Origin of the sequence: Exiguobacterium sp. s59 (assembly GCF_018617475.1) — a bacterium.
GTDB classification, from domain to species: Bacteria; Bacillota; Bacilli; order Exiguobacteriales; family Exiguobacteriaceae; genus Exiguobacterium; species Exiguobacterium aestuarii.
In genome coordinates this window covers 306,044-329,945 of record NZ_JACSKG010000005.1, presented here as the reverse complement: position 1 = coordinate 329,945, position 23,902 = coordinate 306,044, and the positions used below count along the sequence as shown (strand labels likewise).

Annotated in this window: 24 protein-coding genes; 15 read left to right on the top strand and 9 right to left on the bottom strand. The window is 46.1% G+C overall.

Annotation, left to right across the window (positions count from 1 at the left end; genetic code table 11):
• Nucleotides 1-221: 221 nt before the first annotated feature.
• The 7 genes from KNO91_RS12110 to dnaA all read right to left on the bottom strand — a co-directional run bounded on the left by KNO91_RS12110 (nt 222) and on the right by dnaA (nt 10,017).
• Nucleotides 222-1,211, bottom strand: a complete 990-nt coding sequence (locus KNO91_RS12110) for an HD-GYP domain-containing protein (RefSeq protein ID WP_214795767.1) — start codon at nt 1,209-1,211, stop codon at nt 222-224.
• Nucleotides 1,212-1,268: 57 nt separating this feature from the next.
• Complete coding sequence (gene gyrA / locus KNO91_RS12105; protein WP_214795769.1) at nt 1,269-3,839, bottom strand: DNA gyrase subunit A; 2,571 nt, start codon at nt 3,837-3,839, stop codon at nt 1,269-1,271.
• Between the two features lie 22 nt (nt 3,840-3,861).
• On the bottom strand, nt 3,862-5,790 hold the full coding sequence (gene gyrB, locus KNO91_RS12100; protein WP_214789921.1) for a DNA topoisomerase (ATP-hydrolyzing) subunit B: 1,929 nt from the start codon (nt 5,788-5,790) through the stop codon (nt 3,862-3,864).
• A gap of 49 nt (nt 5,791-5,839) precedes the next feature.
• Nucleotides 5,840-6,958 carry a DNA replication/repair protein RecF gene (gene recF / locus KNO91_RS12095; RefSeq protein ID WP_074034078.1) on the bottom strand — a complete coding sequence of 373 codons (1,119 nt, stop codon included), beginning with the start codon at nt 6,956-6,958 and terminating at the stop codon, nt 5,840-5,842.
• A gap of 1 nt (nt 6,959) precedes the next feature.
• Entirely contained in the window at nt 6,960-7,175 is a 216-nt protein-coding gene (gene yaaA, locus KNO91_RS12090; protein ID WP_015880213.1) for a S4 domain-containing protein YaaA, read from the bottom strand.
• Nucleotides 7,176-7,300: 125 nt separating this feature from the next.
• Nucleotides 7,301-8,440 carry a DNA polymerase III subunit beta gene (gene dnaN / locus KNO91_RS12085; protein WP_026824743.1) on the bottom strand — a complete coding sequence of 380 codons (1,140 nt, stop codon included), beginning with the start codon at nt 8,438-8,440 and terminating at the stop codon, nt 7,301-7,303.
• A 197-nt stretch (nt 8,441-8,637) separates the two neighbouring features.
• Nucleotides 8,638-10,017, bottom strand: coding sequence for a chromosomal replication initiator protein DnaA (dnaA, locus tag KNO91_RS12080; RefSeq protein ID WP_214789923.1), 1,380 nt, complete (start codon nt 10,015-10,017; stop codon nt 8,638-8,640).
• Nucleotides 10,018-10,323: 306 nt separating this feature from the next.
• Between dnaA and KNO91_RS12075 the strand changes: the two genes are divergently transcribed.
• The 5 genes from KNO91_RS12075 (at nt 10,324) to KNO91_RS12055 (ending at nt 13,028) form a co-directional block, all read left to right on the top strand.
• The gene (locus KNO91_RS12075) at nt 10,324-10,503 is read left to right on the top strand and encodes a hypothetical protein (RefSeq protein WP_214818170.1); all 180 of its coding nucleotides are present in this window, start codon (nt 10,324-10,326) and stop codon (nt 10,501-10,503) included.
• Between the two features lie 278 nt (nt 10,504-10,781).
• Nucleotides 10,782-10,916 (top strand): 50S ribosomal protein L34, encoded by a 135-nt coding sequence (gene rpmH, locus KNO91_RS12070; RefSeq protein WP_015880216.1) that lies wholly within the window; start codon nt 10,782-10,784, stop codon nt 10,914-10,916.
• A 154-nt stretch (nt 10,917-11,070) separates the two neighbouring features.
• Nucleotides 11,071-11,415 carry a ribonuclease P protein component gene (gene rnpA, locus KNO91_RS12065; protein ID WP_214700767.1) on the top strand — a complete coding sequence of 115 codons (345 nt, stop codon included), beginning with the start codon at nt 11,071-11,073 and terminating at the stop codon, nt 11,413-11,415.
• A gap of 105 nt (nt 11,416-11,520) precedes the next feature.
• Nucleotides 11,521-12,381, top strand: a complete 861-nt coding sequence (yidC, locus tag KNO91_RS12060; RefSeq protein ID WP_214696490.1) for a membrane protein insertase YidC — start codon at nt 11,521-11,523, stop codon at nt 12,379-12,381.
• A gap of 101 nt (nt 12,382-12,482) precedes the next feature.
• Nucleotides 12,483-13,028: an HdeD family acid-resistance protein gene (locus KNO91_RS12055; RefSeq protein ID WP_214818168.1), complete on the top strand. Its 546-nt coding sequence runs from the start codon at nt 12,483-12,485 to the stop codon at nt 13,026-13,028.
• A gap of 17 nt (nt 13,029-13,045) precedes the next feature.
• On the opposite strand, the gene KNO91_RS12050 is transcribed toward KNO91_RS12055, so the two are convergent.
• Nucleotides 13,046-13,798, bottom strand: a complete 753-nt coding sequence (locus KNO91_RS12050; RefSeq protein WP_214818167.1) for a nucleotidyltransferase domain-containing protein — start codon at nt 13,796-13,798, stop codon at nt 13,046-13,048.
• Nucleotides 13,799-13,969: 171 nt separating this feature from the next.
• Here KNO91_RS12050 and mnmE point away from each other — a divergent pair, with 171 nt between their 5' ends.
• From mnmE to KNO91_RS12025, 5 genes are all read left to right on the top strand, one after another.
• Complete coding sequence (gene mnmE, locus KNO91_RS12045) at nt 13,970-15,349, top strand: tRNA uridine-5-carboxymethylaminomethyl(34) synthesis GTPase MnmE (RefSeq protein WP_214789931.1); 1,380 nt, start codon at nt 13,970-13,972, stop codon at nt 15,347-15,349.
• Nucleotides 15,350-15,364: 15 nt separating this feature from the next.
• Nucleotides 15,365-17,251, top strand: coding sequence for a tRNA uridine-5-carboxymethylaminomethyl(34) synthesis enzyme MnmG (mnmG, locus tag KNO91_RS12040; RefSeq protein ID WP_214818165.1), 1,887 nt, complete (start codon nt 15,365-15,367; stop codon nt 17,249-17,251).
• A 4-nt stretch (nt 17,252-17,255) separates the two neighbouring features.
• Nucleotides 17,256-17,972 (top strand): 16S rRNA (guanine(527)-N(7))-methyltransferase RsmG, encoded by a 717-nt coding sequence (gene rsmG / locus KNO91_RS12035; RefSeq protein ID WP_214795777.1) that lies wholly within the window; start codon nt 17,256-17,258, stop codon nt 17,970-17,972.
• An 80-nt stretch (nt 17,973-18,052) separates the two neighbouring features.
• Nucleotides 18,053-18,937, top strand: coding sequence for a nucleoid occlusion protein (noc, locus tag KNO91_RS12030; RefSeq protein WP_074034050.1), 885 nt, complete (start codon nt 18,053-18,055; stop codon nt 18,935-18,937).
• A gap of 36 nt (nt 18,938-18,973) precedes the next feature.
• On the top strand, nt 18,974-19,756 hold the full coding sequence (locus tag KNO91_RS12025) for a ParB/RepB/Spo0J family partition protein (protein ID WP_074034048.1): 783 nt from the start codon (nt 18,974-18,976) through the stop codon (nt 19,754-19,756).
• Here KNO91_RS12025 and yyaC read toward each other — a convergent pair.
• Entirely contained in the window at nt 19,729-20,355 is a 627-nt protein-coding gene (gene yyaC, locus KNO91_RS12020; protein WP_214795779.1) for a spore protease YyaC, read from the bottom strand. The genes KNO91_RS12025 and yyaC overlap by 28 nt on opposite strands.
• A 170-nt stretch (nt 20,356-20,525) precedes the next feature.
• Between yyaC and KNO91_RS12015 the strand changes: the two genes are divergently transcribed.
• The 5 genes from KNO91_RS12015 to ssb all read left to right on the top strand — a co-directional run bounded on the left by KNO91_RS12015 (nt 20,526) and on the right by ssb (nt 23,880).
• Nucleotides 20,526-21,467, top strand: coding sequence for a mechanosensitive ion channel family protein (locus KNO91_RS12015; protein WP_214818163.1), 942 nt, complete (start codon nt 20,526-20,528; stop codon nt 21,465-21,467).
• Complete coding sequence (locus KNO91_RS12010; protein WP_214696523.1) at nt 21,457-21,660, top strand: DUF951 domain-containing protein; 204 nt, start codon at nt 21,457-21,459, stop codon at nt 21,658-21,660. The genes KNO91_RS12015 and KNO91_RS12010 overlap by 11 nt, the downstream gene beginning before the upstream one ends.
• A 153-nt stretch (nt 21,661-21,813) precedes the next feature.
• Entirely contained in the window at nt 21,814-22,914 is a 1,101-nt protein-coding gene (gene ychF, locus KNO91_RS12005) for a redox-regulated ATPase YchF (RefSeq protein ID WP_214818161.1), read from the top strand.
• A 131-nt stretch (nt 22,915-23,045) separates the two neighbouring features.
• A complete protein-coding gene (rpsF, locus tag KNO91_RS12000; protein WP_074034039.1) occupies nt 23,046-23,333 on the top strand; it encodes a 30S ribosomal protein S6 in 288 nt (95 codons plus the stop codon).
• 37 nt (nt 23,334-23,370) lie between these two features.
• Nucleotides 23,371-23,880, top strand: a complete 510-nt coding sequence (gene ssb / locus KNO91_RS11995; protein WP_015880231.1) for a single-stranded DNA-binding protein — start codon at nt 23,371-23,373, stop codon at nt 23,878-23,880.
• Nucleotides 23,881-23,902: the final 22 nt, after the last annotated feature.

Here is a 23,902-nt window from a genome sequence, read left to right as displayed (position 1 = left end):
GATATAGCTCTTAAATTGACGAAGCTTGCGCTTCATTCAAAAATTGTAAAACTTATTTTTGCCTCATCGTTCAGTTTTCAAAGTTCGTCTGCCGCTCTTAGCGACTCATTTATAATAGCACCTGACTTTATATCCGTCAACTATAAAAATAAAGTTTTTTAAAAAAGAATAAATAAAGACGATTCCTATTATTTTCGATGCAAGGAATCGCCAGTTATCTCTTATTGAAACGATATAATTTTTACTTCGGCCAACCGTGATAAATCATATTCTATCCTGTCTGTATCTTCTATAATGACAGGTCGCTCAATACGATTCGTGTAGGCGTGAATTTTCCCCCGCACTCCACTACTTAATAAAACGGGTCGACCGATTTCATAAAACCCGAGCAATGTAGCGAGAAGCGTCAAAGCTTCTTCATCATAGGCTTTGTTTTGCCACATATAGAAGTACGCCTCTTCTGGTGAAAGTGGTTTCCGAAACGTTCGGGGTGCCGTTAACTGACAAAAACGGTCCGCGACAATAAATAAAGGCGACGCGGGATTCAACTCACGCTCGGTTAGACGGTTTGGGAACCCAGACCCATCTAAACGTTCGTGATGCTCGGTGATCAATTGATAGACACGTCCCCGTAATGTTTGATTACTCGGAAGCATGGCAGCTGAGACGAGTGGATGTTGGTATAGTAGTTCGCGTTCCATTTTCGTGAAATAACGCATATGAGACCATTTTCTAATTTTAGCGTAACTCGCATCTGCAAAATAAGAAGCAATTCCATAATCAAATTGAAGTTGATGTTCATCGCCTCGGTACTTTGATAATGTGCGAGCAACGAGTGCTCGATAGATCGCATGGTAGATGACATGGTTTTTTCGCAATGGTTGATGCGTAAAAAAATGTACGACTGCCGAAAGCGGCAGTTCTTGACGAAATAGTTGATGAACGAACTCTAGACCTTCATATGGGTTCGGGGCGATTCGCTCTTCCCACTGATTATAATGTTTCTCATATTGAAGAACCTGTTCACAAAGACGCCTTTCCTCTATAGAAGTAAAGATTGTTTGTTCAACTGGTGCGACATCAATGGCTTCAATCTTTAAGAAACGGAGTAAACGCAAATGTTCATTTGTTAAATGAATTCCTGCCTCTAAGGAAGAAACGGGTGACAATAACGTCATGCCAACATGTACAGCGGATAAGTTCAAACGCACGCGAATCCCTCCTATATATGAAAAAGGTCGAACGGAAACACCGTTCGACCTTTCGTCTTACTCATTCACATCAGACGATTCGTCGGTTTCAGGTGCTTCATCCTCAAACCCATTCTCCAAATCGACTGCTGATTCCTCTTCTAACTCATCTTTTTTCAATTTTGCGATTGTCGCTAAACGATCGCCATCTTCAATGTTCATCACTTTCACACCACGTGTGCTACGGCCCATCTGAGAGATGGTTTGCGAATCGATACGAATGGCAACGCCATGTTCAGTCATCAACATGATGTCATCATCTTCATCAACGACACGCATTCCCACGACCGTTCCGCGATCTGTTTTAATTCCGATGATTCCGGAACCACCACGACCTTGTGTACGGAACTGCTCCATGGCTGTACGTTTTCCAAATCCTTTTTCCGTGATGATCAAGACGTCTTGCGTCGTACGAACGATTTCCATTGAGACGACCAAATCATCGTCTTTCTTCAAACGAATCGCGCGCACACCACGTGCCGTACGTCCCATCGATCGAACTTCTCCTTCGAGAGGGAAACGGATTGACATTCCTTGGCGTGTGACAATCAACATTTCATCATCGCTCTTCGCCAAGCGGACGGTAACGAGCTCATCTGTTTCATTCAAGCTGATGGCACGAAGACCATTTTTGTTGATTCGGGCGTATGCCGAGAGTGGCGAACGCTTAATCAAACCTTCTTTCGTAATGAAGACGAGAGACAATTGTTCGTCTGCCACTTCTTCTTCCGATTCGTTCTGCGCATCTTCTGCTACCGTTTGGTTTGCCAGGTAACTGTTGAAATCGACAGGAATCATCGTTTCGACTTTTTCACCTTTATCAATTTGAAGCAAGTTGATGATTGGCATTCCTTTTGCGGTACGACTCATCTCAGGAATTTCGTATCCTTTGAGGCGGAAGACACGTCCAAAGTTCGTAAAGAAGAGAATCGTGTCATGTGTTGACGCGGACAGCAAACGAAGTACGAAGTCTTCATCGTTCGTCCCCATCCCTTGTTTTCCACGTCCACCACGACGCTGTGCGCGATATGAATCGGATGGAATTGATTTAATGTATCCTTCACTCGTAAGCGTGATCATCATGTCGCGAACTGGGATCAAATCCTCATCCTCAAGTTCAATGATATCCGTACGAATCACGGTACGACGTGCATCACCATATCGCTCTTTGATTTCAAGCAACTCGTTACGAATGATATCAAGGAGTAATTCCTCATCACCAAGAATCGCACGGAGTTCCTCAATCAATGCTTTCACTTCGCGATACTCGCCTTCGATTTTTTCGCGTTCCAAACCAGTCAATCGTTGAAGACGCATATCTAAAATCGCTTGCGTTTGCTCAGTAGAAAGTCCGAAGCGGGCAATCAACTTCTCACGCGCCTCGTCACCAGTACGTGTACTACGGATGATAGCGATAACTTCATCCAAGTGATCGAGGGCGACACGAAGTCCCTCTAAGATGTGGGCACGTGCTTCCGCTTTATCCAAATCGAATTGCGTACGACGACGGACGACTTCTTTTTGGTGTTCGATGTAGTAATAGATTGCTTGTTTGATGTTCAACGTTTTCGGGCGACCGCCTACAAGGGCAAGCATGTTCACTCCGAACGTCGTCTGCATCGGTGTTTGCTTATACAAGTTGTTTAAAATCACACTCGCATTCGCATCTCGACGAACTTCGATAACGACACGCATTCCGTTACGATCGGATTCATCACGTAAGTCTGTGATTCCTTCGATTTTTTTATCACGTACCAAATCCGCAATTTTCTCAACGAGACGTGCCTTGTTGACTTGATATGGGATTTCATGAACGAGGATTCGTTCACGGCCGTTTTTCAACGTTTCGATTTCGGCTTTCGCACGCATCGTAATCGATCCACGTCCAGTCTCATACGCACGACGAATTCCACTACGTCCCAAAATCTCTCCCGCTGTCGGGAAGTCAGGACCTGGGATGTGCTGCATCAATTCGGCGATGGTGATGTCCGGGTTATGAGAAAGAGCCAACACTCCATCGATGACTTCATTCAAGTTATGTGGAGGCACGTTCGTTGCCATCCCGACTGCAATCCCGCTCGTCCCATTGACAAGGAAGTTCGGGAAGCGAGCCGGAAGAACGACCGGCTCTTTTTCTTCACCATCGAAGTTCGGTTGGTAATCGATTGTGTTTTTGCCGATGTCTCGTACGAGTTCCATTGCAATTTTAGACATACGTGCCTCGGTATAACGCATCGCAGCGGCCGAGTCGCCATCGACTGAACCGAAGTTCCCGTGACCGTCGACTAATTCATAACGATAACTGAAGTCTTGAGCCATACGAACCATTGTTTCGTAAACGGCTGAGTCACCGTGTGGATGGTACTTACCGATAACGTCCCCGACGACACGCGCCGACTTCTTATGTGGCTTGTCCGCGCGAATCCCGAGCTCGTTCATCGCATACAAAATACGACGGTGAACCGGCTTCAAACCATCTCGCACGTCCGGAAGGGCACGTGATACGATGACGCTCATCGCATAGTCCATGAACGACGTTCGCATCTCTTGGCTAATATTTATATCCTTGATATTTTCTTGTTCTGCCATTCGTTATTGCCTACCCTTCTTATTAAATATCGAGGTTCTTCACGTAATGGGCGTGAGATTGAATAAAGTCACGGCGTGGTTCGACGTTGTCACCCATGAGCGTTTCAAAAATCTCATCTGCCTCAATCGCATCTTGAAGATCGACGCGAAGCATCGAACGCGTTTCTGGGTTCATCGTCGTATTCCATAACTGTTCAGGATCCATCTCTCCAAGACCCTTGTAACGTTGAACGCTATAACGTGCATTTTCAGGAAGTTGTGCGAGTGTCGCTTGCAACTCTCGCTCGTTTTGAACATAGATCGTTTCTTTACCGTGCTTCACACCATAGAGCGGTGGTTGAGCGATATAGACGTATCCACTTTCCACAAGTGGACGCATATAGCGATAGAAGAACGTCAACAACAGCGTACGAATGTGCGCTCCGTCGACATCGGCATCGGTCATGATGATCAGTTTATGGTAACGCGCTTTTGATAAATCGAACTCATCTGCAATCCCTGTTCCGAGAGCCGTGATGATCGTCCGAACTTCTTGGTTAGCCAAAATCTTATCAAGACGTGCTTTCTCGACGTTGATGATTTTTCCTCGAATCGGCAAGATTGCTTGGAAGTGACGATCACGACCAGATTTCGCCGAACCACCCGCTGAGTCACCCTCAACGATGTATAGTTCAGATTTCGAAGCGTCTTTCGACGAACAGTCAGCCAATTTCCCTGGTAATGAACTGACTTCGAGAATACCTTTACGACGTGTCATCTCACGTGCGCGTTTCGCTGCAAGACGTGCGCGTGCTGCCATCAATCCTTTGTCGACAATAAGACGACCGACTGATGGGTTCTCGAGCAAGAATTGTTCGAACGTGTCACTGAATAACGTATCTGTCGCCGTACGAGCATCGGCATTTCCCAGTTTCGTCTTCGTCTGTCCTTCAAATTGAGGAGACGGGTGTTTGACGGAGACAATCGCCGTCAATCCTTCACGGACATCATCTCCTGAAAGACTGCCGTCGGCCTCTTTCATCAATCCGAACCGCTTCGCATAATCATTGATTGAACGTGTGAGCGCTGTTTTAAATCCAGTCTCGTGCGTTCCACCTTCATGTGTCGGGATGTTGTTCGTGAATGAGTAGATGTTACTTGCGAAACCTTCGTTGTACTGAAGGGCAATCTCTACTTCAATCCCGTCTTTTGTACCATGTACATACACAGGCTCTTCATGAATCGATGCTTTTGAACGGTTCAAATGCTCTACGTAGGACTTGATTCCACCTTCGTAGTGATAATTGCGTTCAATCGTCTCATCGCTACGATCATCTTTTGCGACAATCCGTAGCCCTTTGTTTAAGAAGGCAAGCTCACGAAGACGTGTTGCCAACAAATCGAAGTCATACTCGAGCGTTTCTTGGAAGATATCGCCGTCCGGGAAGAAGCGGACAGTCGTTCCTGTCGTATCTGTCGTCCCGACGATTTCGAGTTCGCCTTGCGGAACGCCACGTTTGAACGATTGATAGTACACGTTTCCGTCGCGACGAACGAACACTTCAAGTTTCGTCGATAGTGCGTTAACAACCGACGCCCCTACACCGTGTAGACCACCTGAAACTTTGTATCCACCGCCGCCGAATTTACCGCCAGCGTGCAATACCGTGAAAATAACTTCAACGGCAGGTCGACCTGTTTTCTTTTGGACATCGACTGGAATCCCGCGTCCGTTATCTTCGACAACGATTGAGTTTCCTGGCTCGACCGTTACTGTGATCGTGTCACAATAACCCGCAAGCGCCTCATCAATCGAGTTATCGACAATCTCCCATACCAAATGGTGGAGACCGCGAGAGCTTGTGGAACCGATATACATACCTGGACGTTTACGGACAGCCTCTAAGCCTTCAAGAACTTGAATCTGATCGGCGCCGTACGCTTGCAATTCTTTTTCGTTTTCATTACTCATCGGTTATTTTCACCTACTATACATGATTTGGTGTTCCTTCTTACCACGATTACACGGATTCTGTTTCGACTTCGCCTTGTTTCACGTGAAACACTTTGGCTTGTTGAATGGTTTCGTGTGCGATTCCATCAATATTTGTTGTCGTCAAAATCGTTTGTACTTTTCGTCCCATCGTATCGAGTAGATGGGTTTGGCGATGATCGTCAAGTTCAGATAACACATCGTCTAATAACAAAAGAGGATATTCGCCCACTTCTTCATGAATCAATTCAATTTCAGCTAGCTTCAATGACAAGGCAGCCGTTCGTTGCTGACCTTGTGAACCGAACGTTTGAACGTTTCGATCGTTTACGTACAATTCAAAATCGTCACGGTGCGGACCAAATAAGGTCACACCTCTTCGTCGTTCGTTCTCTCTTATTTTATCAAACTTTTGACGATACGTTTCAAACATCTGTTCTTTTGAGAAACGTTCTTTTTGGAACGTGTCAGAAACGTATTGAATCGTCAGTGTTTCTAACTCTCGTGTAATCCCTGAATGAATCGGATTGGCCCATTTTTCGAGTTGATCAATGAAATGATAGCGCCTCATCACAATTTTCACGGCGAGTTCAATCAATTGGTCCGTCAACACTTCAAGTAACGTCTCATCCCCACCCTTTGTGGATAACTGCTTTAATAAGGCGTTTCGTTGTTTTAACGTTTTCAAATATTGATTGAGCTCGTGTAAGTACACGGGACTGACCTGACCGATTTCCATATCTAAAAATCGCCGTCTCCCTTGTGGACTGCCTTTGACGATGGCTAAGTCTTCAGGGGCGAACAAGACGACGTTAAATGCGCCGACATAGTCACTGAGACGACGTTGTTCTAAATGATTGAGCTTTGCTTTTTTTCCTTTAGGAGAAAATGAGAGACTCTGCACCGATTCGCCGGTACGCTTATGAATCCGTCCTTCGATACTTGCGGCATCAGCTTCCCAACCGATCAATTCTCGGTCTTGTGTCGTCCGATGCGATTTTGCGAGCGCAAGTACGTAAATCGATTCGAGAAGATTCGTTTTTCCTTGGGCATTCTCACCAATTAGAACATTCGTCTGTTCTGAGAAATCTAGCTCGAGGGTTTCGTAGTTGCGATAATTTTGCAATCGGATCGACTTTAAATGCACGTCAGTTTCCCTCGATTTGATATTCACCGAAGCCTTCGACTTCGATCGTATCTCCATCTCTCAATTTACGGCCACGGCGTTGATCCTGTTCACCGTTCACTTTGATCATGACATCTTCTAAAAAGAACTTTGCTTGTCCCCCACTTGAGATGATATCTGCTAATTTTAAAAATTGTCCGAGTGTCACATACTCGGTTGTAATCGACACTTTTTCCATGTCGTCACTTCCTTTCTCACATGCTGATCTGAAAAAATCGCCATACATATTAGTTTATCGAAAATCGTCGAATAAGGCAAAAAAGGGATGACAAGGTCAGACACCTCATCATCCCTATCCGCTGCTTACGATGTGCGGACTGGCAAAATCAGTTGAAGAACGCTATCTTGTTCAACCGGTCGTAAAATGAACGGTCGCATCGAACCCGTGAATTGGATTTCGATTTCAGATGCATCGAGCGCACGAAGCGCATCCATTACAAATTTAGAGTTGAAGGAGATTTTCAATTCTTCCCCTTCAAGCGATAAAATGCTGACACGCTCAGACACTTTACCGACTTCAGGTGAATGTGAAGATACTTCTACTGCTGTTGTATCTTCCGCCACAAATTTAATGACGTTGTTTCGATCGGCACGTGCCAAGAGTGACGCACGGTCGATGGCTTGCAAGAATTCTTTTGCATTCATGCGGACCGCTGTACGATATTCTTCCGGAATGAGACGTGACGTGTCTGGGTACGCACCATCTAACAAACGAGAGAAGAAGGAGATATTTTTCATTCGGAACAAAATCTGCTGATCCGTCAGTACGATTTCAATCGGCAACTCTTCACGGTCGAGTAATTTAGCCAATTCGTTGAGTGAACGACCTGGGACGACGACGTTTTGGAACGTTAAGTCGTTATCTGTCTCAAAGCGGGCACGACGAAGTGCCAAGCGGTGGCTGTCTGTTGCCACACATGTGAGGAAGCCTTTCTCAGCAGAGAAGTTGACTCCCGTTAGAACTGGGCGCGTTTCTTGCGATGAAACAGCGAAGCTTGTCTGACGGATGATCGTCTTCAAGAGATCAGCTGGTAGATAGAAACGACGGTCACTCGCAAGTTCTGGGAGACGAGGATATTCGTCCGGGTCGAGACCGTTTAAGTGGAATTCTGCTTGGCCAGACTCAATTCGTGTCATAAAGTTCGGTGACACTTCGAGTGTAACTTCGTTCGTCGGCAACTTTTTCACGATTTCTCCTAAGAAGCGTGCGTTTAACACGACACTCCCAGCGCGTTGAATCTGAATGAGTTCGATTCCACCTTCTTCGATTGGGATCAAACGTTCAATCGAAATTTCGGTATCACTTCCTGTCAGTGTTAAACCATCTGCATGTGCTTCAAGCTTTAACCCTGTCAAAATTGGAATAGTCGTTCGTGAAGCCACAGCTTTTGATACGTCTTGTACGGCTTGCATGAATACATCTCGTTGAATCGTTAAATGCATGTGGATAATTCCTCCTAAGGTGAAATGAGTCATTTTACTAATGATAATAATAGTATTAATTAAGTCATAATAGTAATAAGGGCTGTGGATACTGGGGATAAGTCCCCTTAAGCATACGTACAAAGCCATTTAGCCTGTGAATAACTTGTGGATAACTAAGGTGGTTTATCCACAGGATATCCACAGAGAATCCGTTATTAGTTTGAAAGCGCCTTTTTCAGCGTTTGAATCGTCTCTTGCATTTCCACATCATTTTTCAGAAGCGTACTAATTTTCTCATGCGCATGAATAACAGTCGTATGATCACGCCCTCCGAACTCTTCCCCAATTTTCGGCAATGAACTCTCTGTCATTTCTCGAGACAGGTACATTGCGATTTGACGTGGGAATGCTAACGTTTTTGTGCGTTTCTTCGAGTTCAATTCTTCTACTTGAATGTTGAAATGTTGACCGACAACTTCTTGAATGTCACGAATGACAATCTTCTTCGCTTCTTGGACTGGCATGATATTATGAAGCGCTTCTGCTGCTACGTCTGGGTCGATTGGTCGCCCAACTAGTTTTGCGTAAGCGACAACGCGTGTCAATGCCCCTTCTAGCTCACGGATGTTCGTATCGATTTGATTAGCGATATAAAGCATGACCTCGTTTGAAATATCGAGACCTTCAGCAGTCGCCTTTTTACGGAGAATCGCAATCCGAGTTTCAAGGTCAGGTGGTGTGATGTCCGTAATGAGCCCCCACTCGAAACGTGAACGCAGACGATCTTCTAACGTCGGGATTTCTTTAGGTGGTCGATCACTTGAAATGACGATTTGTTTCTGATCATTGTGTAGCGCATTGAACGTGTGGAAAAACTCTTCCTGCGTTTGTTCTTTCCCGGCTAAGAACTGAATGTCATCAATGAGCAATACATCGATATTCCGATAGCGATTGCGGAATTCCCCAGTTTTGTTGTCTCGAATTGAGTTAATGAATTCATTCGTAAATTTTTCAGACGAGACATATGCAATGCGCGCTCCTGGTTTTTGAGCTTTTACATAATGACCGATTGCATGCATCAAATGCGTTTTGCCGAGTCCGACTCCCCCATAAATGAATAGTGGGTTATATGCACGTGCCGGCGCTTCAGCGACAGCTAGTGATGCGGCGTGGGCAAATCGGTTCCCCGATCCGATGACAAACGTCTCAAAGATGTATTTGTCATTCAGCTGTCCGAGATCCCCTTCCTCTTTTGAAGGTAATGGTAAGGGCTGTTCTCTTGTTTCCGTCACGGCAATGGATTCGTGTGACGATCCATCAGCTGGAGCATACTTGTGTGCTTGAGATTCTTCAATAAAATGAATTTCGAGCTTGTTGTTCGTAATTTCTTCGACCGTATCTTGTAAAAGTGACAAGTACTGTCGCTCTAACCATGTAACGATAAAACTGGCAGGTGCGGACACAACGAGTGTCGTTCCCATCAATGATATCCCTTCGGTTGATTTCAACCACATGTCAAAACTAGCTTTTGGAGTTCGTTCCTCTTCTTCAATTACAGATAAGACGTTTCTCCAAATCTCGCGAGCATTCTTCAATGAAAGACCTCCTTTACTCACATGTTTGGTAAAACTTATTCACACGATATACACATACACTATTTTATAGTAGAAACTAGGGTTATCCCCAGAGAATAAAAACTGTGGATAAAGTTATCCACATGGTGTTCATTATGGGGATAACACTTATCCACAGCCTGTGTATATCTTGGAATCACGAATTGTTCATCCACAAGTTTGTGCACATTCAGTTTAGCAAAATAAAATAGACGTGGCAATGCTTTTTGGTATTTATCCACAGATAAAGAAAAGTATCCACACCCACTTATCCACATGCTGTGTGTTTTGTGGATAACCTGTGGATATGTTGTGGATAAAGACATTATGAGAGATAAGAGAGTGAAAAAGTTATACACAAAAGAGGAGGAAGTGAAGGGAAGAAAAGTTTTTGTAAAAGAAGAAAATGAAAAAATGAAGAATTCGGATGTGAAAAAAGAAGAGTTATTCACATATAAATGTGGATAACTTCGTGAATATGTGGATAAAATGGCTCAACATCGCTATTTATAAAGACCGTTTAAGAAATACGTAAAGGTTTCGTATCAATCTGGATTCATATAAGCCGTTCTAGACAAAGTTGAACCATCCCAAATGATGCCTCTCGATCACGTAATCTATCTGATTCGAAAACCGTTCGAAAATACATTGACAATTGTTGATTCGATTTATATAATCTTAAAGACTGCCTTAAATGAAACTATAACTTGCTAATAGAGCGTTAATCTTGAGGAGGTGCTGTAACCATGAAACCAACTTTCAACCCTAACAACCGTAAGCGTAAGAAAGTCCACGGATTCCGTGCACGCATGGCGACTAAAAACGGTCGCAACATTCTTGCTGCTCGTCGTCGTAAAGGCCGTAAAGCCTTGACTGTATAATTTCGAGTTAAAATTGCCCGGGGATCCTTTCCTCGGGCAATTTTTTAGTTTGTCACAGAAACGTAGCATTTCATGGATTCTCCCTCGTTCAAATGATGTGGATATGATATGATGTTAGTTGACGATTTTTGAAGCGAAGGATGGAGTGAGAATTTTGAAAAAAGAATACCGCCTGCAAAAGAATGAAGAGTTCCAAGCGGTGTTTCGCGAAGGACGCTCCGTGGCCAATCGTCAGTTTGTCGTCTACACGCTCAAAGCGGATCAAGCGCATTTCAGAGTGGGTCTTTCTGTCAGCAAAAAGCTTGGAAATGCTGTGGAACGAAACCGCATGAAACGATTGATGCGTGAGTCGCTTCGCTTGCTCGAACCGAACGTTGCGCCGAATGATTATGTCATCATCGCTCGGAAGCCTGCGACTGCACTGACGCAGTCGGAAGTGACCGAGAGTTTGAAACACGTATTCAAACGGTCAAAAGTTTGGCAAAAGCAAGGCCGGTGACCATGACAATCTGAATTTGTTCTCTCATATAATTAGAGTCTTATAAGATTGCCCGATCGACGTGTGCGTTAAAAAAGAATTGATAAAGAAAGCGTAGGAGGAACTATGAGCAAAAAGCTAAAATTAGGATTACTCGCTGCCATGACTGCGGTCATTATGCTGATGGCAGGCTGTGTGGATCCGTCTACCATCCAAGCCGAACCAATTACGGCTGACACAGAAGGTTTCTGGGCGAAGTACTTTGTATGGCCGCTCGCATGGCTTTTGAAGGAAGTTGCTTATTTAGTCGGTGGCCCTTGGCAATATGGGATTTCAATCATTATCGCAACGATTATCGTTCGTTTATTGATTCTCCCGCTCATGATCAAACAGACGAAGAGTATGGGTGCCATGCAAGTCTTGCAACCGGAAATGTTGAAGCTTCGTGAGAAGTACAGCTCAAAAGACCAAGAAACACAGCGTAAACTCCAAGAAGAGATGATGAAACTTTATCAAGAATACCAAATCAACCCGCTCGCAGGGTGTTTGCCAATCTTGATTCAAATGCCGATTCTCTTCGCATTCTATGATGCGATTCGTCGTACACCTGAGATTTTCGAAGCGGACTTCTTATGGTTCGACCTTGGAGCTCCGGACCCGACGTTTATCTTGCCGATTTTAGCGGCAATCTTGACGTTCGTTCAACAGAAAATCTCAATGGCGGGTCAAGAACAAAACCCACAATTGAAGATGATGCTCTATATCTTCCCGGTCATGATCTTCATCATGTCGATCAACCTTCCAGCCGCCCTTTCATTGTACTGGGTAGTCGGTTATATCATCTCGATCATCGTCACGATGGCAATCATGCTCCCGATGCGTGAGAAGATGAAGGTAGCAGCAGAAGCAAAAATTGCTGCGAAAGAAGCAGAGCGTGCAGCACTTGCTGAAGAAGAGAAGAAAAACAAAAAGAAAAAACGTAAATAATCGTTAAGCTGGGTGTCATCTGACACTCAGCTTTTTTTATAGGATTGTATGTCGAGGAGACGGGAATAATGAAAGAAACGGGTAAATGGAGGTGTAGAAACATGGAGGGATTTATTCATCGTGTAGAACGTTCGACGTTATGGCAAGCAATCATTTACTTTGTGCTCGGTGTTCTTATTCTACTGTACCCTCGATTTTTCTTTGACGTCATGGTGTACGTGATTGCGGGATACTTGGCAATCATGGGCGTATGGATGATGTTTCAAGGGGTTCGTAGACGACAGGGTGGGTTACCACCGGCTTTCTTTATGGGTCTCATCTATTTGATTTTGGCAGCGGTCGTCTTTTTCTTCGCTGAGACGCTAGCTAGTCTTCTCCCGATTTTAATCGGAGCACTGTTCTTATTTGGAGGAATCATTCGCCTCATTCAGGCACTCGGTTACCGCCAATCGATGGCAGGACGATGGCTCTGGTTTTTAATTGGAAGTATATTATGGATTGGCGTCGGGATTCTTATGCTCACGAATCCGTTCAGTAGCCTACTTGTCTTATTCCAACTGTTCGGTGGAATCCTCATCGCCATTGCAATTCTAGAACTATTCCTCTACTTCACGATTCGTTCGACGAAACGACAAGCACGTTACTAAAAAACAAACCGTCCTTTTTAAGGGCGGTTTGTTTCTCGTTGAAGCAACTGTTCCATAAACGGTCCGAACACGTTGTAGCCTGATAATGATTGGAAGAAAGGTTGTTCTTCTTTGAGTCGCTCGATATAGACTCGAGCGGCGTTTTCATGATTCATTGGGGTCAATTGTTCATAAAAGAAGCGTAAGTCGATTTCGTTTCGTTGTGATACGTCTTTTAAACCAAGTGAGGCTCGATCGGGCGTATGGTGCGCGGCCAATACGTACGCGAAATGAACCATCCCTTGTCGCAGCATCTCGGTTGCCCAGATGTCATTGCCACGACTTCGTGATTTCGTATATTGGAAAAAGAACCAAACGGTGTCGAAGGCATGATCACTTGTCGACTCTTCCTCAATCTGTAATGAACTTTCATGCGCAGTGAGGAGCTGGTGCGGATCATAGAGGATATGGATCGAGTCTTGATGATTCAACGTCTCTTTTGTGACAGTGAATAAGTCGAGGTGAAGAAAATCATCGAATACAGCGATGAGTTGTGGGGCGACGATGTAAATATCGTCTTTTAACAGAATTGGCCGATATGCACGGAGATGATCAAGTCGTCTCGATAAAAACAATTCTTCCTGATCTGCGTGCACCATCACGTAAAGGTCGATATCTGAATGCTCATCGGCTTCTCCACGACCGAATGAGCCTTTCATAAAAATCGCTTGAACCGCTTCATCCCGTTCTAATCGTTCCGTGATGATTTGAATCGCTTCTAGTTGCTTCATGTGTATATCCTCTCTTCTCTGTCAATATATTCCTTTATTGTACGAAAATAATGATAGGAACTGCAATGACTTCATCGACGGGTGAACTCTTTCGTTCAAGTCGAATATCGTGTATAGTAGGTTCGTTATGCATATGATAGAAGAAGATGGTTTAGGTTTGGAGGGAGAAAGATGCTAGAGTTTGACACGATTACAGCGATTTCGACGCCGATGGGTGAAGGTGCCATTGGCATCGTCCGATTATCAGGCGATTTGGCGGTCGAAACGGTGAACAATGTGTTTTCTGGAAAAGACTTAACAACGGTCGATTCACATACAATTCATTACGGTACGTTAAAGCGTCCTGACACGGGCGAAGTCGTCGATGAAGTCATGGTCAGTATCATGCGGGCGCCGAAGACGTTTACACGAGAAGATGTCGTCGAAATCAATTGTCACGGAGGCGTCGTTGCGGTCAATCGTGTCCTTGAACTCATTCTCGACCAACCCGACATCCGCTTGGCAGAACCGGGCGAGTTCACGAAACGCGCCTTTTTAAACGGTCGAATCGATTTGTCACAAGCAGAGGCGGTCATGGACTTGATTCGGGCGAAAACCGATCGGGCGATGAACGTCGCGATGTCTCAAATGGAAGGTCGGCTGTCACGACTCGTCCGCGAACTCCGTCAACAATTGCTCGAGACGATTGCGGCAGTTGAGGTCAATATTGATTATCCAGAGTATGACGCGGAAGAGATGACGCAAGCGATCGTCGAAGAGAAAGCGGGCGAAGTCAAACGTATCCTCGAGGAGTTGCTCGAAACGGCGCGACAAGGGAAAATCTTGCGTGAAGGCTTGGCTACGGCGATTATCGGACGACCGAACGTCGGGAAGTCCTCGCTCATGAATACGCTCGTGCAGGAGACGAAAGCGATTGTCACTGAAATTGCCGGAACGACACGTGACACGATTGAAGAATATGTCAACGTGAAAGGAGTCCCACTCAAATTGGTGGACACTGCCGGTATTCGTGAGACGGAAGATATCGTTGAACGCATCGGTGTAGAAAAATCAAGGAAGGCGTTGGAAGCGGCGGACTTGGTCCTTCTCGTCTTGAACGGGCATGAAGGATTGACGGTCGAAGATGAGGCGTTGTTTGAGGCGGTCAAAGGGATGAATGCGATCATCATCATCAACAAGACAGACTTGCCACAAAACATGGATTCTTCTAAGCTAGAGAAACTAGCGGCAGGACGTCCGATCGTGGCGACGTCGCTCTTACTAGATGAGGGAATCGATGCGCTTGAAGCGGCAATCGCGAACCTCTTCTTTGCAAAAGGCGTCGAGTCACAAGATATGACATATATCTCAAACGCTCGACACATTCAGTTGATCAAACGAACGATTGGTCAAATTGATGAGGCGCTCGGTAGTGCTGTCATGAATATGCCAATCGATATGGTCCAAATCGATTTACGTCGGGCATGGGATACGCTCGGTGAAATCAATGGAGATACCGTACAAGAGAGCTTGATTGATCAGCTCTTTTCACAGTTTTGTCTTGGGAAATAATAAGGAGGAACAAATATGGCTTATACGGCAGGCGAATATGACGTAATCGTCATCGGGGCCGGACACGCAGGGATTGAAGCGGCACTCGCATCGGCTCGGATGGGTGCCAAAACAGCGATGCTGACAATGAACCCTGATATGGTCGGGTTCATGTATTGCAACCCGTCAATCGGCGGACCGGCGAAAGGGATTGTCGTACGTGAAATCGACGCACTCGGCGGAGAGATGGGTCGTGCGATTGATGCGACGTACATCCAAATGAAGATGCTCAACACGTCGAAAGGTCCAGCGGTACGTGCGCTACGTGCACAGGCGGACAAATTCCAATATCAAAATCATATGAAGAAAGTGCTAGAAGACGAGCCGAATCTATTGCTCCGTCAGGCACTTGTTGAACGATTGCTCATCGAAGACGGAGAAGTGCGTGGCGTGGTAACGAACACAGGTTCAGAATATCGCGCGAAAGCAGTCATCGTCACGACAGGAACGTTCATGCGTGGTCAAATTATCATCGGTGAATTGGCATACGAAAGTGGTCCAAACAACCAAATGCCATCAGTCGAGCTTTCAAAACATTTAGAAGAACTCGGCCTCGATTTGGTTCGATTCAAAACAGGGACGCCACCACGAATCGATGGGAAAACGATTGATTACTCGAAGACAGAGATTCAGCCGGGAGATGAAAACCCATCATTCTTCTCGTACACGTCGACTGACTTGAATCCAATTGAACAAATCCCATGCTGGCTTACGTATACGAGTGAACGTACGCATCAATTGATTGATGAGAACTTACACCGTTCACCGATGTATTCGGGTGCAATCAAAGGAACAGGACCACGTTACTGTCCATCGATTGAAGATAAAGTCGTCCGTTTCAATGACAAACCACGTCACCAAATCTTCTTAGAACCAGAAGGTCGCGATACGGAAGAAGTATACGTTCAAGGTTTCTCGACGAGTATGCCAGAAGACGTTCAACATCAGATGCTTCGGACGATCCCGGGTCTTGAAAATTCAGAAATGATGCGTCCAGGTTATGCGATTGAGTACGATGCGGTCGTACCGACGCAACTTTGGCCGACTCTCGAAACAAAAGCAGTCCCTGGACTCTTTACAGCGGGACAAATCAACGGAACGAGTGGCTACGAAGAAGCGGCAGGACAAGGAATCATGGCAGGGATCAACGCTGCATGCAAAGTGCTCGGTAAAGATCCTGTCATCCTTGATCGTTCCCAAGCATATATCGGTGTCTTGATCGATGATCTGGTGACGAAAGGAACGAACGAACCATATCGTCTCCTCACATCACGTGCCGAGTATCGCCTCTTGTTACGTCACGACAACGCGGACTTACGCCTCAGTGACATCGGACACGAGATCGGCTTACTTTCAGAGGAACGCCATGCACATCTCAATGAGAAGCGTGAAGCGATTGAAAAAGAAGTAAAGCGACTCGCCTCACTTGTCGTCAAACCGACACCTGAAGTGAACGCGATGCTTGAATCGGTCGGTGCACATCCGTTGAAAGAAGCGACGCATGCCAACATCTTGTTGAAACGTCCAGAAGTGACGTATGAGGCGCTCATGACGGTCGTCCCATCCATGGACGAGCTGTCGTTCGAAGTAAAAGAGCAAGTTGAGATTCAAGTGAAGTACGAAGGCTATATCTCAAAACAACTCGAACAAGTCGAGAAAATGCGTCGCATGGAAGCAAAACGAATCCCAGAAAACTTGGATTACGATGCAATCGGCGGTCTTGCGACAGAAGCGAAACAAAAATTAAAACAAGTTCGTCCACTTTCGATCGGACAAGCGTCACGGATCTCGGGCGTAAACCCTGCAGACGTGTCAATCTTGCTCGTCTATATCGAACAAGGACAATATGCGACGGTGGAGTGAAACGATGAACGAATCTCAATTTATTGAAGCGTTACGGGCTAAAGGATTTGAACTGAACGAGACACAACTCGCTCAGTTCAAGCGCTACTTCGAGATGCTCGTTGAATGGAATGAAAAAATGAATTTGACGGCCATCACGGACCAGGAAGAAGTGTATTTGAAACACTTTTACGATTCGCTCAGCGCAGCGTTTCACTTCGACTTCACGCAAGTCGAAACGGTATGTGATGTAGGGGCGGGAGCTGGATTCCCGAGTCTTCCCCTTAAGATTTTATTCCCTCACTTACATGTCACGATCATTGATTCATTGAATAAGCGCATCACGTTCTTGAATGAGTTGGCTCTTGCCCTCGGACTTGAAGGTGTCGCTTTCCATCATGGTCGTGCCGAAGAGTTTGGGAAAAATAAAAAATTCCGCGAACAGTTTGATGTCGTTACAGCGCGAGCCGTTGCCCGCATGACAGTGTTGGCTGAGTATTGCCTGCCGCTCACGAAAGTGGGTGGAAGCTTTGTCGCGCTTAAGGCGGCTAAAGTTTCTGATGAGATGAAAGACGCTAAAAATGCGTTGGCTGTTCTAGGTGGGAAAGAAAAAGCGACACACCAGTTCCTATTGCCAGGAGAGATGAGTGAGCGTAATATCGTAGTTGTAGATAAACTACGAAAAACGCCCGGGAAATATCCGCGTAAAGCGGGGACGCCGGCGAAAGAGCCACTTATCTGATGATGTCGTTTCACGTGAAACAAAAGCAGATTCCAGTGGTGGAGTCTGCTTATTTTTTTACATAAAAGGGGTGCCCGACGTTGAAGAATAGATTTGCGAAATTGTTCGGTGTGAATCGAAAAGATGAAGTTGCCGTGACGCAGATTGCGGAAGTTCGAGCGGACGACACGGTGCAGGAGCTCTCGTTGTCACGATTGCGTCCGAACCGATATCAACCGCGTAAAGTATTCGAACCGGCAAAAATTGAAGAGTTAGCAACGACGATTTCGGAACATGGACTGCTTCAACCGATCGTGGTTCGAAAGGCAGACGGGGACTGCTATGAAATCATCGCAGGGGAGCGCCGTTTCCGAGCCGTGAAATCGCTTGGCTGGTCGGCGATTCCGGCAATTGTTCGCGATATGGATGATGATACGACGGCTGCGCTCGCATTGATTGAAAACTTACAACGTGAGCAGTTGAGTCCGATTGAAGAGGCGGAGGCGTATGACCGGTTGCTCGCCTTGAACGGATTGACGCAAGATGCGTTAGCGAAGAGTTTAGGGAAGAGCCAGTCTACAATTGCGAACAAGTTGCGACTGTTGAAGTTGCCTGAGGACGTGAAGCAGTCGCTTCGCGATCGTCGCATCAACGAGCGACACGCCCGTGCACTCTTGCCATTAAAAGAAGAGGGGTTACAGCTCCAAGTGCTCGTGGAAGTGTTGGAACAAGATTACAACGTCAAAGAGACTGAGGAACGAGTCGCCTTTTTGACAACACCAATCGAAGAAGAAAAACGGAAGCCGAAAAAGCAACGTCGTCGAACGAAAAGTTTTGCGCGTGATACACGAATCGCCATCAATACGATTCGTGACTCGATCGATTTGATTGGGAAAACAGGGATTGATGTCCAAACTGAAGAAGTAGACGAAGAGGAATTTGTTGAAATTCGAATTCGCATCCCGAAAGCGCGGCCTCAAAAATGAGTCCGTGCTTTTTCATACGATGAAGGAGGTTTGTAGATGGAACGATTAGCTTTAAAATTCATTCGCCCAAACCCGAACCAACCACGTAAACAATTTGAGGTGGAAAAGCTAGAAGAATTGCGTCAGTCGATTGAACGGTATGGTGTGTTGCAGCCGATCGTTGTTCGAAAAGCGACCGGGTACTATGAGATCATCGCCGGTGAAAGACGATTCCAAGCGGCAAAACTCGCCGGTAAAGAAGATATTCCCGCTTTAGTCGTCACGGCGGACTCGGATCGCGTCATGGAGTTGGCATTGATTGAAAACATTCAGCGGGCCGACTTGAACGCCATCGAAGAAGCAGTCGCCTACGAGCAATTGATGCAGACGCTCGGACTGACGCAACAGCAACTGGCAGATCGGGTCGGAAAAAGCAGAAGTCATGTGACGAACAGCTTGCGCTTGCTTCGTTTACCGAGCGCGGTCCAGCACGCGGTCATGGTCGGGGATTTGACGATGGGTCATGCACGGGCGATTACAGGCATGAAATCGGAACAGGCGATGGAACAGATTGCAAAACGGGTGATTGCTGAGCACTGGACGGTACGTCGGCTCGAACGTTACTTACAAAAAGAGCGCACAGCAAAAAAGACGCTGAAGCAATCGAACGCAGATATCGAAGCGGTCGAAGCGGTGCTTGCAGAGCGTCTTCAAATGGATGTGTCGATTCGTCCTCGCCGAAAGGGCGGGGTCTTAGAATTAAAGTACTTTTCACAAGACGATTTAGAACAACTACTTACGCTGTTGTCTCCTCAAGACTTTGACTCGTCCCGTGACTGACGAAGCCTTGTAATCGCGGCTTCTTCCTGATGAAGACGTCCAATGCGTGAATCAAAATCGACAAAACCTTCCGTGATGAAGCGTGCGAGTTCGTATACGAGATGGAGACGTGTGTTTTGTAGAATCATCATTTCCATGAACCCACTGACATTCACGACGGCTTTGATATTATAAGCGCCGACTGCAGGGAGTTCTTTTTGGACACCTGCACCTGGGGCAAGAGGTCCTTCGGAGAAGAAAATGTAGCCGACACTCGACAGTCGTCCGAGGCAGGCATCGATGGCGATGATGAGTGGTTGGTGGAAGCGCGTTTGAATCTCATGTAACGTTTCTACTAAATTTAGTGCGTGTACGGGTTTCGTCAATGTACCGTATACGTGTAAATTACGAATGCGACGTTCTTCTAAAAACGTTCCGACGAGTGGACCAAGTGAATCACCGGTCGAACGATCTGAACCGATGCAAACAAGGACGATGGGGCGATGGGTTTCATTGACCAACTGTTCATGAAGCTGGTCCGCAAGTAATCTGGATCCACTCCGCTCAGTGTGTTCAATGAAGAAAGAGTATGGTTTATGAGGTTTTAGGCGAAACGGCATGAATCTCATCCTCTCTTCTGAGCTGCCTATTCCTAGTTGCAGTTAGGGGATTGATCTCGTATTAACCCATTCCCAAAAGTGGAAAACTTCTAAACTTCCGAATGCGGCGTTTGAGAAAAGTCGTGAAATATGTTTTGATGATTTAGAATCTACGACTTTGAGGTGAAAAGATGGCTTCGCAAAATACAGAAAAAGATTTAAGCACGGTGGCAGACGAAACGATGGATAGCGTGAACCAATTCGTGGAGTACTTTAAAGATACAGACATGTGGATTGGCTTGGGGATTAAGCTCGCTGGGGTAGCGCTCATCATTCTTGGTTTATACATTGCGACAAGAATCTTGACGACGATGGTCGAACGCGTGTTTACGCTTCGGAAAATAAAAGAGCATGACATTGTCGCTCAACGTCAAAATGAAACATTATTAAAACTCGCACAAAACACGATTCGTTACGTGATTGGGTTGATCATGGTCCTGACGGTGCTCGGACAGTTCGGCGTAAATATCGCCGGTTTGATCGCATCGGCCGGGGTCGCAGGTCTTGCGATTTCATTTGGTGCACAAAGTTTGGTGAAGGACGTCATTACGGGCGCATTCATCATCTTTGAAAACCAATATAAAAATGGGGATTATGTCAGTTTGAATCAACAGGTCGAAGGAGTCGTCATCGAGGTCGGCATTCGAACGACGAAACTAAAAGGGTTGAACGGACAAGTTTCTATCATTCCGAACGGGCAGATCATGCAAGTGACGAACTACTCGCTTGAAAATAGCGTCGCGGTTGTCGATGTCGGTGTTGCCTATGAAGAGGATATGGAGCGTGTCGAGTCGGCGATTAAAGAGATCGCAAAAGAAGTTGAGGCGAAATATCACGACCTCTTCATCGAACCGATCACACTCGCCGGTGTACAATCACTTGGAGCCTCAGAAGTCGTCTATCGCTTGATGGCAGAAGTACCACCGACTCAACACTTCGCAGCTGGACGGATTTTGCATAAAGAATTGAAGGCAGGATTCGACCAACGAGGCATTGAAATTCCGTACCCACGGACGGTCATGTTACCGCCGAACCCAACTCCTAAAGGAGGAGAAGCAGAAAATGCACAGTAAAACTTATGCGTTGAACGATGTTGTGGAAATGAAAAAGCCACATGCCTGCAAGACGAATCGCTGGCAAATCACACGTGTAGGGATGGACATTCGCATCAAGTGTCAAGGCTGCGGAGCAAGTGTACTCATGCAACGCCGAGACTTTGATAAGAGATTCAAGAAAGTGCTTGAGCAAGGGAACGCCGCAGAATAAGCGGCGTTTTTCTTTAGGTTATGAACGTGAGTTGCGGTTTAATCGTGGACTAACTATAATTGTGAAGGATGTGACGGTGTGGTGTACTGAAGGTACCCACTCCACAGACGGTTTAACATTTCCCGGGAAACACCGGATGAGGAGGAACTACTAGTGGGATTAACAGCAGGAATTGTTGGATTACCAAACGTCGGGAAATCGACTTTGTTTAATGCGATTACACAAGCAGGAGTCGAAGCGGCTAACTATCCGTTCGCGACAATCGACCCGAACGTCGGAGTCGTAGAAGTACCAGATGCGCGCCTTGATCGTTTGACGGAACTCGTCAAACCGAAAAAGACGGTGCCGACAGCGTTCGAATTTACAGATATCGCTGGAATCGTTAAAGGAGCATCAAAAGGTGAAGGGCTCGGAAACAAATTCTTGGCGAACATTCGCGAAGTCGATGCGATTTGCCAAGTCGTTCGTTGTTTTGAAGATGAGAACATCACGCACGTCGCGGGACGCGTCTCACCGATTGACGACATCACGACGATCAACCTTGAATTGATTTTAGCTGACCTAGAGTTAGTTGAAAAACGTATCACACGTGTTCAAAAAATGGTCAAATCAAAAGATAAAGGTGCCGCGCAAGAACTTGAGGCACTCGAAATCGTGCAAGCTGTCTTAGAAGCAGAACGTCCTGCCCGTGTCGCAGAACTCACGGATGACCAGTTAGCAATCGTGAAACACTTCCAATTGTTGACGATGAAGCCAATGCTCTATGTGGCGAACGTGAGTGAAGACGAAGTGGCAGACGCGGACTCAAATGAATACGTTCAAGCAGTTCGTGACCATGCGGCAACAGAAGGTGCGAAAGTCATCGTCATCTGTGCGCGTATCGAAGAAGAAATTTCAGAGCTCGAACCGGAAGAACGTCTCGAATTCTTACAAGATCTCGGTATTGAAGAGTCAGGGCTCGATCAATTGATTCGTGCGGCGTATTCGACACTTGGTCTTGCGACGTACTTCACGGCAGGTGAGAAAGAAGTTCGCGCTTGGACGTTCAAACAAGGAATGAAAGCACCACAATGTGCCGGTGTCATTCACTCTGACTTCGAACGTGGCTTCATTCGTGCCGAAGTCGTGGCGTATGAAGATCTTTCTGCAGCTGGCAACATGGCGACGGTGAAAGAACAAGGGAAACTTCGTTCGGAAGGTAAAGAATATGTTTTCCAAGATGGCGACGTTGTCACATTCCGATTCAACGTATAAGTTGATTTACGGAAACGTGTTGTAAAAACCAAGGAAGTTTGATAGTATATTATGACGTGAGTAAAACAATTGTTTGCTCCTTGCTCCTACAAACCGGTAGGAGCCGTTAGTCCAAGAGGAGGTGAAAGATAATGCGTAAATACGAACTTCTTTACATTATCCGTCCATCAGTTGATGAGGAAGCGAAGAAAGCTTTAATCGAGCGCTTCAACAACGTCATCACTGAAAACGGTGGTACTGTTGAAAAAACAACAGACATGGGTAAACGTCGTTTCGCTTATGAAATCAACAAGATGCGCGAAGGACACTACGTTCTTCTTAACATCGTTGCTGAACCTAAAGCGATCCAAGAAACAGAGCGTCTCATGAAGATCTCTGACGACGTTGTCCGTCAAATGACAACAAAAGACGAGCGTTAATCCTTAACGTCTCGTATCGTGAAAGGGGAGCTTGGAGATGATTAACCGAGTTGTGTTAGTTGGTCGATTGACTCGCGATCCGGAAATGCGTTATACGCAGAGCGGAATCGCCGTAACACGCCTTACTCTCGCTTGCGATCGTCCATTCGCTGGACAAGATGGGAAGCGCGAGACGGACTTTATTGATTGCGTCGTTTGGCGCAAACAAGCAGAGAACGTAGCACAATACTTGAAAAAGGGCAGCATGGCCGGCGTTGACGGTCGCCTTCAAATCAGTAGTTACGAAGGACAAGATGGCCAACGTCGTTACCGGGCAGAAGTAGTCGCCGACAGCGTACGCTTCCTTGAACCACGCGGAGCCTCAGGGCAACGTGAGCAAGCACCATCTGGAGATGTCTTCGGTGGTGGTGAATCAAGTGGATCAGGATGGGGCGCAGGAGCTGCTTCGACTTCATCTCAGTCCTCGAATTCGAATAAAGGTTTTGACGCAGATCCGTTCTCGGGTGGCGGCAAAATCGACTTGTCAGATGATGATCTGCCATTCTAATCATCATTGACAACCAAAACTA

What these genes read in the sequence shown, in the direction of transcription:
- gyrA (WP_214795769.1), bottom strand. Translation starts at nt 3,839, where the DNA reads ATGGCAGAACAAGAAAATATCAAGGATATAAATATTAGCCAAGAGATG.
- gyrB (WP_214789921.1), bottom strand. Translation starts at nt 5,790, where the DNA reads ATGAGTAATGAAAACGAAAAAGAATTGCAAGCGTACGGCGCCGATCAG.
- yaaA (WP_015880213.1), bottom strand. Translation starts at nt 7,175, where the DNA reads ATGGAAAAAGTGTCGATTACAACCGAGTATGTGACACTCGGACAATTT.
- dnaN (WP_026824743.1), bottom strand. Translation starts at nt 8,440, where the DNA reads ATGCATTTAACGATTCAACGAGATGTATTCATGCAAGCCGTACAAGAC.
- rpmH (WP_015880216.1), top strand. Translation starts at nt 10,782, where the DNA reads ATGAAACCAACTTTCAACCCTAACAACCGTAAGCGTAAGAAAGTCCAC.
- yidC (WP_214696490.1), top strand. Translation starts at nt 11,521, where the DNA reads ATGAGCAAAAAGCTAAAATTAGGATTACTCGCTGCCATGACTGCGGTC.
- KNO91_RS12055 (WP_214818168.1), top strand. Translation starts at nt 12,483, where the DNA reads ATGGAGGGATTTATTCATCGTGTAGAACGTTCGACGTTATGGCAAGCA.
- KNO91_RS12050 (WP_214818167.1), bottom strand. Translation starts at nt 13,798, where the DNA reads ATGAAGCAACTAGAAGCGATTCAAATCATCACGGAACGATTAGAACGG.
- mnmE (WP_214789931.1), top strand. Translation starts at nt 13,970, where the DNA reads ATGCTAGAGTTTGACACGATTACAGCGATTTCGACGCCGATGGGTGAA.
- mnmG (WP_214818165.1), top strand. Translation starts at nt 15,365, where the DNA reads ATGGCTTATACGGCAGGCGAATATGACGTAATCGTCATCGGGGCCGGA.
- rsmG (WP_214795777.1), top strand. Translation starts at nt 17,256, where the DNA reads ATGAACGAATCTCAATTTATTGAAGCGTTACGGGCTAAAGGATTTGAA.
- KNO91_RS12025 (WP_074034048.1), top strand. Translation starts at nt 18,974, where the DNA reads ATGGAACGATTAGCTTTAAAATTCATTCGCCCAAACCCGAACCAACCA.
- yyaC (WP_214795779.1), bottom strand. Translation starts at nt 20,355, where the DNA reads ATGCCGTTTCGCCTAAAACCTCATAAACCATACTCTTTCTTCATTGAA.
- KNO91_RS12015 (WP_214818163.1), top strand. Translation starts at nt 20,526, where the DNA reads ATGGCTTCGCAAAATACAGAAAAAGATTTAAGCACGGTGGCAGACGAA.
- KNO91_RS12010 (WP_214696523.1), top strand. Translation starts at nt 21,457, where the DNA reads ATGCACAGTAAAACTTATGCGTTGAACGATGTTGTGGAAATGAAAAAG.
- rpsF (WP_074034039.1), top strand. Translation starts at nt 23,046, where the DNA reads ATGCGTAAATACGAACTTCTTTACATTATCCGTCCATCAGTTGATGAG.
- ssb (WP_015880231.1), top strand. Translation starts at nt 23,371, where the DNA reads ATGATTAACCGAGTTGTGTTAGTTGGTCGATTGACTCGCGATCCGGAA.